Raw genomic sequence first — 11,467 nt, 5'->3', positions numbered from 1 at the left:
GGTAGTTGATCCCGACGCGTTTGCAGGCTTCGGCGCTGCTCAGGCCCTGATCCATGAGCCGGAAGTATTCCTCCCGCTCACGGACCAGGATCTTGCGGCCCTGAGCCTTGCCCCGGTTCTCCCGGATTTTGAAGTCCATCGCACCCCACCAGCTGGGGTGTTGCGACGACCACTAGAACCCAAGGAGGTTTTCCGGGACCTCCACGCGACGGGACCGGTCGTTCGGGTTCCACCCTCGTAGCGGAACAAGCCCTTCAGGACCGCGCGTTCGGCATATGCGCGTGCACGCTGCTCACACGGGGTGCGAAAGGCCCCGCCCATCCGCCACGGGGGCTGACGGACGGGGCCGGTGACCGTCCCGTCGGAGGAGTCCCATCTACCGGCGGGACGGGGGTCGCGGGTACCCCCTGGGCGTGCGGTCAGTCGTGCGACCGCAGGGCACGGGTGATCAGGACGCGCGCCAGGATGCGGACCGCGGCCGGGTCCGGACCGACCAGGGACGCGTGCCCGCGGTGCGCCCAGATGTCCCAGCCGGGACCGGAGCTGCCCGGCTCGTGGCCGACCAGCACCGCTTCCTCCGGGTCCGTGATCAGACCGTCGCAGTGGGCGGCACACGTGCAGCGTTGCGGTCACGCCGTGCCTCCCCGTCGGTCATGGCAGGAGCAGCCGCAGCGACGCTGGAGCAGGATTCCCGTGGCGTGGGGCAGCGGCACGTCGACCGTCTGCGTGCAGTCGCGGTGCAGCGCCCGGTAGTCCGGCCGCTTCGCGAGCGTGCACTCGGCCGACAGGGACTGGGCCTCGGTCTGCGCGGTCACCGGGGATCGCCGCCCAGAGCCTCGTAGTGGTCGCACAGGGCGTTCAGTACGCGGGCCAGGCGCCGCGCGTGCGCGACGGCCCCGCTCAGCCCGGGCTTCGGCTCGGCACGCAGCTTCCCGCGCGCTTCCCCCACGCACGCCTGCGCGCAGTAGCGGGGGATGCTGCCCTTCGGAAGCCTCCCGGCAGCCCGCTCGACCTCAGGGGCAAGCAGCTCCAGGTGCCCGCGCAGAGTCGCGGTGAGCGTGTCCAGTTCGTCGGGGCCGGCAGGCAGCGCTTCCGGAGCGGCATCCGGGGCAAGGAGGAGCCGAGCGGTCTCGCGCATCGTCGCGACACACGCCGGGCGCGCGTCGTGCTCCGCGCCGGGACCGGTCTGACCGGCGTCCACGATGTCGGTGTTCTGGTTCGTACTCATGCTGCCGGGTCCCCTCGCCGGAGTGCGTGCGCAAGCCGCAAGGCCACGTCCGCGCGTACCCGCCCCAGCTCGACGAGGCCCAGGCGCGGCGAGGCCGGATCCACTCCGAGCGACGGCAGCACGATGCCGGCCCGATCGAGGGCCGCCCTCAAGGACTCCATGGCCGTAAAGGCGTCGACGTCTTGCGACTCGGGTGTTTTGACCATGAACAGGACGGTAAAAGCGCTGAGTCGCTTCCCGCATTGCCAGTTTCTCAAAGTTTCTTGACCGGACCGCCACGTTGCGCGATGTTTCCCATGGCGGCCAACTCAGCTGCGTGACCGGGCCGTTGTCCTCGGGGAGGCTGGCTCCACACCAAGGCTCCGAACGGAAGGGAAGACCATGCGACGGCTTCGGCTCAACGGCACGGGCTCAGGAGGCGGCGGCTGCCCCGGCGTACACGAAGACCTCGACACGGGCGAAGTCGTCGTTCATGGCCCTCCGATCACCAACCCCGGCGACCTGGCGCAGCTGCAGCACTTCGATGAGGGCGAGGTCGCCGTGGTCGTGCCGCGCAACACGCTGGTCGACTTCGGGCCGCGCGATGAGACGCCTCGGATCATCAACGCCGAGGACGAGTTCGACCGCCTGTTCGCGACGTTCAAGCACACCGCTTGGCGGCTGGAGACGCGGCGCAGGTACGCCAGCGACGAGGGCACCGGCACCTGGGCCCAGTTCACGGCCGGCGAGCCCGTGCAGTGGGACTACGAAGACTCCTGGTGCCGCAACGTGCGGGCCCAGACAGCACAGGGCAAGCGGTTCGAGCGAGTCCGCCTGGTCGATTCCCCTGCCACACAGGGCCAGTTGTATTTGCTGAACAACGCCGTGCGGAATTGCACCGTCGGCGAGGACATCCGCAACCTCTCGCGAGCCGCCGCCGAGCGGCTGCACCTGCCCGCCGAGGACTTCTGGATCTTCGACTCCCGGCTGGTCGCCCGCCTCCACTTCGACGACGAGGACAACCTGGTCAGCCTCGAACTCATCACGGAGCCGTCCGCAGTGAACCGCTACTGCCAGGTGCGCGACGCCGCCTGGCACTATGCGGTTCCGTACGACGAGTTCAAGCCCGACCAGAAGTGACGTGAGGTTTGGTGAGCACCGACTATCAGCAGGCGCGAGAGGCCCTGGGCCTACGGCTTCGGGAACTGCGCTTCACGTGCCGTGACGGTCGGCTCACCGGCGCGCAACTCGCCGACCGCCTCGGCCCCGGGTGGACCAAGTCCAAGGTGAGCAAGCTGGAGAACGGCAAGCAGACCGCCGAGGCCGAAGAACTCAAGGCCTGGGCCGAAAACACCGGGCACCCGGACGCCTACGACGGTCTGCTCGCCCAGCTCCGCGGCTTCGAATCCCACATTCGGTCGTGGCGCCGGCAGCTGGCATCGGGCCACCGGCCCGTACAGGAGGCCATCACCGCCGAGCACGACCGCACCCGGGTCCTGACCATCTGGGAGAACAACCTCGTCCCCGGCATGCTTCAGACGGCCGACTACGCCCGCCACGTCCTCACCAGACACGCCAACCTCATGCAGTCCCCGCGGGACACAGAAGACGCGGTACGTGCCCGGATCCGCCGCCAAGAGGGGCTGTACAGCAAGGGAAGGAAGTACCGGATCTTGATGTGGGAGGGCGCACTGCACGCCCTGGTGTGCCCGCCCTCTGTACTCGCCGCCCAGGTCGACCGGCTCGCCAGCGTCATCGGCCTGGACACGCTGGAGCTCGGTGTGGTCCCCTTCACCGCCTCCCTGAAGATCTACCCGGGCAACGGCTTCTGGATCTACGACGAACGCCGCGTCGTCGTCGAGGACTGGCACGCGGAGTTGTGGCTCGACGACACCGACACGGTGGCCACGTACCTTCGAGTCTGGGACACGCTGCGGGAGTCGGCGGTGTACGGAGTGGACGCTCAGAACGTGATCAGCCGTGCCAGGCGAGGCCTGACCTCTCGCTGATTCCTCGGCCGCGCCTCCCCTCGTGCTTGCGCCCGGGCGGGTTGCCATGTGCCGCAGCGCGGGTTGATCACCGCCCTGCCCCTGCGAGCCCGTCACCATGTGGCCACGCTTCTGCACCGCGGCGTTGCTGCGCTCCAGGTCGTCGTACAGCCGGAACAGCCGCTCCAGCGCAGGCAGATCGGACACGGAGTCGGCCAGCTTCGCGACCGGCGACGACCAGTAGGCCGCCCACCGCTCCCGCGTCGCCTTCAGCAGCCCCGACGGCGGAGCAGGCATCTCGGCGGCTTCCTCGAGGGCCGCGGAGACGACGGCGAGGTCCTGCGCCGTGTTACGGCGCTGGCGCCGCTCCGGGTCCTTTGACGCTGGTCCTCTGCCCGCCATCACCGCCCCGACGCGCTCGGCTTTGTCAATCACAACCGCAAAAGTCCACCGCAGAGGATGGCACTTCATGGCAGATCGTGGATGAGATATCCGATTCGTAGCTATACCCAGCGTGGTGCGCCCAGCACGGCAGGTACGGTTTTTCACACCGGACACGAGGTGTCCAAATCGCCTCAAATCCGCCATGGTTTAACGGTTCACTCGGCCACGGCATCGTCAACGGTGACCTCTGCCCAGCCGACCGCACGCCGCAGCCAAACCTCGCCTTCGGGGAGGGGGAGGCACGGCACCCGGGACCGTCTCATCTTCCCGACAGCGCGAAAGGGCCTCGCGCGCTCCACCTGCCACGGAAGCTCGCACGAAGCCCTTCCCTGTGATCTGCCTACCCCTGGTGAAGGAGAAAGACCACGTGACGGACAATATGCCCTCTGACCCTGTGCCACCGGCACCTCAACAAGACTTGCAGAGAGAAGCCAAGGCGCTGCTCTGTGATTGGACACTGACGGCCCTGACGGTGTTGCTGTATCTGACCTCAGGAACTCTCGCGCTCCTGGCGGCCTGGATGTCCAACGCGGGCACCTACGCAGCCTTCGGTCCACTGTTCGCCGGCTCCTTGGCACTCGGGCTCGTGGCCCATAAGCCGCACAGACACGGAACACAAAGGGCAAAGGAACGTGCCGAGGATCGAGCCCGTCGCGATGCCGAGTGGCACAAGCAATGGAAGATCCAGAAGAGGCGTACCTCCAGCCAGCCTTCGTAGGACCCATTACTCGGTTGGTGCTGGTCGAATCGTTTGACCAGCACCCCGCCCTCCCCGCAGGACCTCGTCGGCCGGGTCCGGCTCGTATCGGTCGAACCAGTTCCTCACGTAGGCCTGCCAGTTGGGCAGCCGCTCCCGCATCGCCCGCAGGAGGCAAGTCTCTTCGGGTCACCACAGCAGATGACCCAGCAGCGGCGCACCACGGCGCTCATCGGGCTTCGGAGTCTTAGGGCCGCGCCAGACTTCGCGAGCGAACCATAGGAGGAGTACGGCGAAGACGCCGGAGCCGATGCGGTCTCCGATGCTGTCCGGCAGGAACGCGCCGCAGGCGGCACCCACTCCCGCAGCGCGCTCGCGTACGGCGACGTCCGGTTCCAAGGCCTGTCCTTCGCCATGGGCTCATCCTCCCTCGGGGCGTGGCCGGGCGTCAGGGAATCTGGCGCGGTGGACGCGGGCCGGCTGAAGCTCCGCAGGGTGCGTCTGTACGATGCACGCTCGTCGTGCCTCACGTACCTGGCCAACAACGGGGTGCCGGACCACATCCTTGCGCGTTGGGCAGGACACACCAACGTGAGGACCACGAAGAGGTGGTATGTGAAGCCCGACGTAGAAGATCTTCGCGAGGCGGCCACAACGTGGGACGGCTTGCACGGGGTTCCGACCCCGGTACGTGAGAAATTGTGAGATGTGGGAGCGTGAGTCGGGTGAGTGAGAGTACGCCCAGCACCCTTCAATACCGCTTTGACGGGCCAGAAGAGGCTCCCGTCCTGATCTTGGGACCCTCATTGGGTACCACATGGCACATGTGGGACCGGCAGATCCCGGAACTGACCAAGCAGTGGCGGGTCTTCCGGTTCGATCTGCCGGGGCACGGCGGCGCCCCCGCGTACCCGGCCGGCTCGGTGAGCGAGCTGGCCGCCAGGCTGCTCGTCACGCTCGACGGGCTCGGCGTACAGCGGTTCGGCTACGCGGGCTGTGCGCTCGGCGGTGCGCTCGGCATCGAACTGGCCCTGCGCCGCCCCGAGCGGGTCGCCTCGCTCGCGCTGGTCGCGACCTCCCCGCGGTTCGGGTCCGCGGACGAGTTCCGGCAGCGCGGGGTGATCGTGCGCACGAACGGGCTCGACCCGATCGCCCGGACCGCGCCGGACCGCTGGTTCACCGACGGATTCGCGTCCGCGCAGCCCGCGATCACCGAGTGGGCCGTGCAGATGGTGCGCACCACAGACCCGGGCTGCTACATCGCGGCCTGCGAGGCGCTGGCCGGGTTCGACGTACGGGGCGAACTGGCCCGGGTCGGGGTGCCGACGCTCGTGCTGGTCGGCTCGGAGGACCAGGTCACCGGCCCAGCCGAGGCCCGCACCCTGGTCGCCGGCATCCCGGACGCCCGGCTCGCGGTCGTCCCCGGCGCCTCCCACCTCGTGCCGGTCGAGCAGCCCGCCGCCGTCACCGAGCTCCTGGTCCGGCACTTCTCCACCGCCTGGCAGCCCGCCTTCGACTCGTCCACCGGCCAGATGGCCATCGTGGCGGCCCCGGCAGTGCCCGTCCTCGCCGCCGCGCCGCAGATCGCTCCGCAGGGTGCGCCCATCGCCGAGATCGCCCCCGCCGTCGTACCGCCGCAGCCCCCGGGGTGGCCCGATCAGTACGAGGCGGGGCTCAAGATCCGCCGGGAGGTGCTCGGCGACGCGCACGTCGACCGGGCGCTGACCCAGGCCGACGACTTCTCCGGGGAATTCCAGGAGTTCATCACCCGGTACGCATGGGGCGAGATCTGGAGCCGGCCGGGCCTCGACCGGCGCTCGCGCAGCTGTGTCACGCTCACCGCGCTGGTCGCGGGCGGCCACCTGGAGGAGCTCGCCTTCCACACCCGGGCCGCGCTGCGCAACGGGCTGACCCCGGACGAGATCAAGGAAGTGCTGCTCCAGGCGGCCGTGTACTGCGGGGTGCCAGCGGCGAACAGCGCGTTCCGGGTGGCCCAGCAGGTCATCCGCGAGGAGACCACACCGGCGGAGTGACAGGCGGAGAGCGGCGCAGAGCGACCGAGTGCGGCGGGGGAGAGGATGGGGTTCATGAAGCTCACGAAGAAGTCGCATGCCTGTGTCCGGCTGGAGAAGGACGGGCGGACGCTCGTCCTCGACCCCGGAGGGTTCAGCGAGCGGGACGCCGCGGTCGGCGCCGACGCGATCCTGGTCACGCACGAGCACCCGGACCACTTCGACGAGGGGCGGCTGCGGGCGGCTCTGGAGGCCGACCCGGCCGCCGAGATCTGGACCCTGAAGTCGGTCGCCGAGCAGCTCACGGCCGCCTTCCCGGGCCGCGTGCACACCGTCGGCCACGGCGACACCTTCACCGCGGCGGGCTTCGACGTCCAGGTCCACGGCGAGCTGCACGCGGTCATCCACCCGGACATCCCGCGCATCACCAACGTCGGCTACCTGATCGACGGCGGCCGCGTCTTCCACCCGGGCGACGCCCTCACCGTCCCCGACCACCCGGTCGAGACGCTGATGCTCCCGGTGATGGCCCCCTGGAACAAGATCGCCGAGGTCATCGACTACGTCCGCGAGGTCAAGCCGCAGCGCGCCTACGACATTCACGACGCCCTCCTCACCGACCTCGCCCGCCCGATCTACGACCGCCAGATCGGCGCCCTGGGCGGCTCGGAGCACCTGCGGCTCGCGCCGGGGGACTCCGCCGACGTCTGAGCCGGAACCGGGCGGGGCGGCGTTGTCGGTCCCGCCCGGTAGGTTGTGAGGCATGCGCATCGCGACCTGGAACGTGAACTCGATCACCGCCCGCCTGCCGAGGCTGCTCGCCTGGCTGGAGAGCAGCGGCACGGACGTGCTCTGCCTGCAGGAGGCCAAGCTCGCCGAGGAGCAGTTCCCGTTCGACCAGCTGCGCGAGCTGGGCTACGAGGCGGCGGTGAACGCCACGGGCCGGTGGAACGGGGTGGCGGTGCTCTCCCGCGTCGGCCTGGCGGACGTCGTCAAAGGCCTGCCCGGCGACCCCGGCTACGAGGGCCTGGAGGAGCCCCGCGCGATCTCCGCGACCTGCGGCCCGGTCCGCGTCTGGTCGGTGTACGTGCCCAACGGGCGCGAGGTGGACCACCCGCACTACGCCTACAAGCTCCAGTGGTTCGAGGCTCTGAAGGCCGCCGTCGCGGGCGACGCGGGCGGCAGCCGCCCCTTCGCGGTCCTGGGCGACTACAACGTGGCACCGACGGACGACGACGTCTACGACGTGGCCGCCTTCGAGGGCCTCACCCATGTCACCCCCGCCGAGCGCGCCGCCCTGACCTCCCTGCGCGAGGCGGGCCTGTCCGACGTCGTGCCGCGCCCCCTGAAGTACGACCACCCCTTCACGTACTGGGACTACCGCCAGCTCTGCTTCCCGAAGAACCGCGGCATGCGCATCGACCTGGTGTACGGCAACGCGCCGTTCGCCAAGGCCGTCAAGGACGCCTACGTCGACCGCGAGGAGCGCAAGGGCAAGGGCGCCTCGGACCACGCGCCCGTGGTCGTCGACCTGGAGGTGTAGGACGCGACACCCGCGCCCGGGCTGTGGTGCGCACGGTGGTGCGAATGTCACGCTGGGCGTATGAACATCCCGTTCCTGGGCAGTCGGCACAAGAAACGCGGCGAGGCGGTGCTCGCCGTCGACCCCGAGGGCGTCGCCGAGCTCCTGTCCGAGTGTGAGCTGTTGCGCGCGCAGGCGTCCCGGGAGGGCGTCCTGCTCGACGACTCCGCGGCCTCGCTCGAGGCGCTCGACCAGCTGCTGCCACGCTGGCGCGACGACGAGGAGAGCCTGCCCTGGCTGGGCAACGACGCGGGGCTTTATCTGGGCACGGTCATCGTGCGCACCGTGCCGGGCGCGCGCTGGGACCTCAGACCCGGCGGGCAGGCCGTCGTACGGCTGGCGTCGGGCCGTGAGTTCGACGTCGTCGAGACGGGCCGTGAGTGGGCCGCGAGCGGTGCGCCCGAGCTGTCGCAGCTCTATGCCGAGGTCGCCGAGAACTGAGGACGGCATCGCGACCTAAAGACGGTGTAAATACGGCTTATGCCCGATAAGTGCGTGTCGTGTGTCGAGTCCCCTGCCGTCTGGATAGTTTGCGGCAACCACGACACAGCTGAGAGTGAGTAGGGCTGCGGATGGCCGTCGATCCCTTGATCGAACTGCGTGACGTCGACAAGTACGGCCGCGTCATCGAGCCCACGTACTGAGCGGGGGCGCGACCATGATCCGTACCACACGTGTGTCCATCGCCCCGGCGGCGCTCGCCATTGCGCTCGTCGCGGCCGCCTGCGGCAGACACGGCGGCCGGCCCGTCGAGGCCCCGGCGCCGGGAGGACCCCCCAACCACCGGGTGGCGCAAGGCATCCAGCCGCCGGGCCCCCCGAATTCCCTTGGGGGGACGCTCGGCCGGGCCGGCTCATGAACGTCGACTACGATGGGCCGTTCATCCCGCATCGGGATGTGCGCGCTGCTTTCGTGGTTCACCGGCCGGGTGTCCCACCGTGAGCGGCGCAGTCCCGAGACCGAGGCCGTGGCGGTCGCCACGGCCCAACCAGGGGCGCTGCTGCCGGGTGGGAACCCCCCTCACGGCCCCGAGACCATGAGGGGGGCGGCAGTTCACAGGGCCAGGCCCGGCCGGCGGCAGCCGGAGATCACTGCTCGCGCAGCGGAACGGACACGTATGACGGGTCGTCCGCCGGCGAGGAGAAGGTCAGCTGCGCGCCGGACGGGTTGTGCTCGATGTAGAGCGGGTCGACCGTGTCGACGACCAGGGCGAGCCGGTGCCCGGCCGGGACGTCGTAGGCCGTGGAGAACAGATCCAGATCGACGTCGAACGGCTGGCCGGGCGTCCGGTCGTACCAGGTGTACGGCGCGTTGGTGACCAGCTTGCCGAAGCCGAGCGGGCCCACGTCGTAGAGGTAGGCGACGAGGGTGCCGCTCTCCCTGGTCGGGGTGAGGGTGGTGTGCAACTTCGCGGTGCCGCGCACCTGCTGGGCGGTGTCGTACTTCTCCGACTTCCAGACCGCGGCCCAGCGGCGGGGGAGCAGCGGGATCGAGGCGATCGGCGGGATCTGGGCGACCTGGTCGAGGATGCTGGAGAGGAAGACGATCCCCCCGTCGGCGCCCGAGTCCACGTTCGCGTGGATCGTGGTGGAGCCGGCGAGGTCGAGCTTCCGGCGGGTGGCGCCGACCGACTTCCAGTCCGGGTAGGCCTCGTAGCCGCCGGAGGTACGGGACTTGAGCTGCACCGGCTGCTCGTGGTCGATGCCGTTGTCGGCGCCCATCAGATAGTGGTCGAACCAGCGCTCGGTGTCGGTCCACACGTCGTTGGGCAGCCCGAACAGGCCGGTCAGTTCGGCGGTCGCATGGTCGCCGGGGCGGAACTCCAGCCGCTTCGCCACGGTGAGCTTCTCGTAGAAGTCGGCGTACTGGTTGGCCGGGAAGACCGTGTCGCCCCAGGCGTTGGCCATCATCACGGCCGGGCCGTTCTTGTTGAGCTGGTCGACATAGGTCGCGACCGAACGTTTCTTCCCCCAGTCGATCATCTCCTGTTCCTTGGCGAGGTTGGAGGCGTAGAAGTCGTTGAAGATCTGCCGCACTTCGGGGCTCTCGTGGCCCGTGATGACGCCCGCGCCGTCCAGCAGGGCGGCCGCCTGGACGTGCTGGGTGCGGCCGGAGTAGATGGAGCTGATCAGGTCCGCCCAGCCGCTGAGCGCGGCGACCGCCTTGATCCGCTTGTCGTGGGCGGCGGCGAGCAGGCTGATCCCGGCGCCGTAGGAGACGCCCGCCATGCCGATGTGCCGGGGATCGGCGGGGGTGTTGGCGAGGGCCCAGTCGATCACTTTGGAGGCGTCCGCTATGTCGGGCGGACCGGCCACTTCTATCTGTCCGCCGGACTGCCAGAAGCCGCGGACGTTGTAAGTGAGCACGATGTACCCGGAGTTCGCGAGCTTCTGGGCCTGCACCAGATACTCGGCCTGGGGCAGGCCCCAGCTCGTGGGCAGCACGATGAGCGGGTAGCTGTGCGAGGCGTCGGCGTCCGCCGGGGTGACGACGTTCGCCTTGAGCGTCGTGCCGCCGTCGCCGGTGATGTCGACGAAGCGGACCGAGGCGGCGGCCTGCGCGGCCGGAGCCAGGCCCACGACGCTGCCGGCGATCAGGGCCGCGGAGACGGCTCCGACGGCGGAGGTGCGCAAGGTGGTGCGACCGTGTCCCATGGGTCACTCCTCACTCGTGTCAGTGCAAAGTGACCCGACGGTAACCTTGACGCCTTACCCTAAGTAACCCGTCGGTAAGTTACGTGCGGGTAAAGTTATTTGGAGTGTGTTGTTCCCTAGGAGGCCCGGTGGGAGGCGCGTGGAGCCTCCAGCTTCGGCAGCGGCGCCTGCGCGGTCCGCGTCACGTCCGCGACCAGCTCGACCACGTCGGGCCCGTACGCCTGCGAATTGACCACCTTCAGCAGGAGTACGAAGGTGTTGTCACCGTGCTTGCGGGCCAGCCGCTCGTGGTTGCGGGCGAGATAGCGGGTCGCGGCCTGGTTGGTGATGGCGCGCTGGCCGCAGAAGAGGAAAACGGGGCGGGCGTCGCGCCGCTGGCCCGCGGTGAGCCGAGCGAGCAGCACGTACTCACCCTTCCCGGACTCCAGCCGGTAGCGCTCGCTGCCGATCTGGAAGGCGCCGCGGTCCGGGCCGGGCTCCGCGTCCACGTTGACGCGCACACCGGGCAGCAGGGAGGCGAGGTGCGCGGCCATCCGGCGGTTGGACGCGGGTCCGCCCACGCAGAACTCGGTGCGCTCGCCGAAGCCCTGCTGGGCCGCGTCGTGGGCGACGACCTGCGCGTTGGCGTTGCAGTCCTTGATGAGGGCGGCGAGCTCGAGGAGCGCGAACACGTCGTGCCGCATCACCGTCAGCTCGGGGCCGCCCGCCTCGCGGTTCACGACGAGCAGCGACTCGGAGTTGTCGGGCAGACCGAAGAAGGCCTGCTTCCGCCGGAGCTTGCGCTTCCACAGGTAGGTGCGGGCGAGCCAGCCGAGACCGGCGCTGAGACCGGCGGCCATCACGCCCAGGACGATGTTGCGGACGTCGTCATTCATGGGCGCGC

14 protein-coding genes and 2 pseudogenes are annotated in these 11,467 nt (G+C 69.5%); 8 read left to right on the top strand and 8 right to left on the bottom strand.

All coding sequences use genetic code 11. From position 1 onward, the window contains the following. The 5 genes and pseudogenes from Q8A52_RS49435 to Q8A52_RS26030 all read right to left on the bottom strand — a co-directional run. Nucleotides 1–139, bottom strand: a pseudogene (locus Q8A52_RS49435) (IS30 family transposase); the annotation flags it as partial. A gap of 280 nt (nt 140–419) precedes the next feature. Next, complete coding sequence (locus Q8A52_RS26045; RefSeq protein WP_316755746.1) at nt 420–569, bottom strand: hypothetical protein; 150 nt, start codon at nt 567–569, stop codon at nt 420–422. A gap of 60 nt (nt 570–629) precedes the next feature. After that, a complete protein-coding gene (locus tag Q8A52_RS26040) occupies nt 630–815 on the bottom strand; it encodes a hypothetical protein (RefSeq protein WP_316755744.1) in 186 nt (61 codons plus the stop codon). Continuing rightward, nucleotides 812–1,228, bottom strand: a complete 417-nt coding sequence (locus Q8A52_RS26035) for a DUF6415 family natural product biosynthesis protein (protein WP_316755743.1) — start codon at nt 1,226–1,228, stop codon at nt 812–814. Before Q8A52_RS26035 ends, Q8A52_RS26040 begins: the two co-directional genes overlap by 4 nt. Further along, nucleotides 1,225–1,434, bottom strand: coding sequence for a hypothetical protein (locus Q8A52_RS26030; RefSeq protein WP_316755741.1), 210 nt, complete (start codon nt 1,432–1,434; stop codon nt 1,225–1,227). Before Q8A52_RS26030 ends, Q8A52_RS26035 begins: the two co-directional genes overlap by 4 nt. A 175-nt stretch (nt 1,435–1,609) precedes the next feature. On the opposite strand from Q8A52_RS26030, the gene Q8A52_RS26025 reads away from it, so the two are divergent. The 3 genes from Q8A52_RS26025 to Q8A52_RS26015 all read left to right on the top strand — a co-directional run bounded on the left by Q8A52_RS26025 (nt 1,610) and on the right by Q8A52_RS26015 (nt 4,357). Then, on the top strand, nt 1,610–2,347 hold the full coding sequence (locus Q8A52_RS26025; RefSeq protein ID WP_316755739.1) for a DUF6879 family protein: 738 nt from the start codon (nt 1,610–1,612) through the stop codon (nt 2,345–2,347). A gap of 11 nt (nt 2,348–2,358) precedes the next feature. Beyond that, nucleotides 2,359–3,216 (top strand): helix-turn-helix domain-containing protein, encoded by an 858-nt coding sequence (locus tag Q8A52_RS26020; RefSeq protein ID WP_316755738.1) that lies wholly within the window; start codon nt 2,359–2,361, stop codon nt 3,214–3,216. A gap of 790 nt (nt 3,217–4,006) precedes the next feature. After that, complete coding sequence (locus tag Q8A52_RS26015; protein ID WP_316755736.1) at nt 4,007–4,357, top strand: hypothetical protein; 351 nt, start codon at nt 4,007–4,009, stop codon at nt 4,355–4,357. Nucleotides 4,358–4,525: 168 nt separating this feature from the next. Here the strand turns inward: Q8A52_RS26015 and Q8A52_RS26010 are convergent, their stop codons facing one another. Next, nucleotides 4,526–4,735: a hypothetical protein gene (locus Q8A52_RS26010; RefSeq protein ID WP_316755733.1), complete on the bottom strand. Its 210-nt coding sequence runs from the start codon at nt 4,733–4,735 to the stop codon at nt 4,526–4,528. An 81-nt stretch (nt 4,736–4,816) separates the two neighbouring features. On the opposite strand from Q8A52_RS26010, the pseudogene Q8A52_RS48930 reads away from it, so the two are divergent. The 5 genes and pseudogenes from Q8A52_RS48930 to Q8A52_RS25990 all read left to right on the top strand — a co-directional run. Continuing rightward, nucleotides 4,817–5,041, top strand: a pseudogene (locus Q8A52_RS48930) (tyrosine-type recombinase/integrase); the annotation flags it as partial. Between the two features lie 20 nt (nt 5,042–5,061). Then, on the top strand, nt 5,062–6,369 hold the full coding sequence (gene pcaDC, locus Q8A52_RS26005; protein WP_316755731.1) for a bifunctional 3-oxoadipate enol-lactonase/4-carboxymuconolactone decarboxylase PcaDC: 1,308 nt from the start codon (nt 5,062–5,064) through the stop codon (nt 6,367–6,369). Nucleotides 6,370–6,423: 54 nt separating this feature from the next. Continuing rightward, nucleotides 6,424–7,059 carry an MBL fold metallo-hydrolase gene (locus Q8A52_RS26000; RefSeq protein ID WP_316755729.1) on the top strand — a complete coding sequence of 212 codons (636 nt, stop codon included), beginning with the start codon at nt 6,424–6,426 and terminating at the stop codon, nt 7,057–7,059. Nucleotides 7,060–7,111: 52 nt separating this feature from the next. Beyond that, nucleotides 7,112–7,891 (top strand): exodeoxyribonuclease III, encoded by a 780-nt coding sequence (locus Q8A52_RS25995; RefSeq protein ID WP_316755727.1) that lies wholly within the window; start codon nt 7,112–7,114, stop codon nt 7,889–7,891. 60 nt (nt 7,892–7,951) lie between these two features. Then, the gene (locus tag Q8A52_RS25990; RefSeq protein WP_316755725.1) at nt 7,952–8,371 is read left to right on the top strand and encodes a DUF6278 family protein; all 420 of its coding nucleotides are present in this window, start codon (nt 7,952–7,954) and stop codon (nt 8,369–8,371) included. 647 nt (nt 8,372–9,018) lie between these two features. Here Q8A52_RS25990 and Q8A52_RS25980 read toward each other — a convergent pair. Continuing rightward, a complete protein-coding gene (locus Q8A52_RS25980; protein ID WP_316755723.1) occupies nt 9,019–10,584 on the bottom strand; it encodes an alpha/beta fold hydrolase in 1,566 nt (521 codons plus the stop codon). 116 nt (nt 10,585–10,700) lie between these two features. Further along, a complete protein-coding gene (locus Q8A52_RS25975) occupies nt 10,701–11,459 on the bottom strand; it encodes a hypothetical protein (protein WP_316755721.1) in 759 nt (252 codons plus the stop codon). Nucleotides 11,460–11,467: the final 8 nt, after the last annotated feature.

Origin of the sequence: Streptomyces herbicida (assembly GCF_032656585.1) — a bacterium.
GTDB lineage: Bacteria > Actinomycetota > Actinomycetes > Streptomycetales > Streptomycetaceae > Streptomyces > Streptomyces herbicida.
The sequence above is the reverse complement of the archived record's forward strand: the minus strand, read 5'-3'. Positions and strand labels throughout refer to the sequence as shown.

What these genes read in the sequence shown, in the direction of transcription:
- Q8A52_RS26035 (WP_316755743.1), bottom strand. Translation starts at nt 1,228, where the DNA reads ATGAGTACGAACCAGAACACCGACATCGTGGACGCCGGTCAGACCGGT.
- Q8A52_RS26030 (WP_316755741.1), bottom strand. Translation starts at nt 1,434, where the DNA reads ATGGTCAAAACACCCGAGTCGCAAGACGTCGACGCCTTTACGGCCATG.
- Q8A52_RS26025 (WP_316755739.1), top strand. Translation starts at nt 1,610, where the DNA reads ATGCGACGGCTTCGGCTCAACGGCACGGGCTCAGGAGGCGGCGGCTGC.
- Q8A52_RS26000 (WP_316755729.1), top strand. Translation starts at nt 6,424, where the DNA reads ATGAAGCTCACGAAGAAGTCGCATGCCTGTGTCCGGCTGGAGAAGGAC.
- Q8A52_RS25995 (WP_316755727.1), top strand. Translation starts at nt 7,112, where the DNA reads ATGCGCATCGCGACCTGGAACGTGAACTCGATCACCGCCCGCCTGCCG.
- Q8A52_RS25990 (WP_316755725.1), top strand. Translation starts at nt 7,952, where the DNA reads ATGAACATCCCGTTCCTGGGCAGTCGGCACAAGAAACGCGGCGAGGCG.
- Q8A52_RS25980 (WP_316755723.1), bottom strand. Translation starts at nt 10,584, where the DNA reads ATGGGACACGGTCGCACCACCTTGCGCACCTCCGCCGTCGGAGCCGTC.
- Q8A52_RS25975 (WP_316755721.1), bottom strand. Translation starts at nt 11,459, where the DNA reads ATGAATGACGACGTCCGCAACATCGTCCTGGGCGTGATGGCCGCCGGT.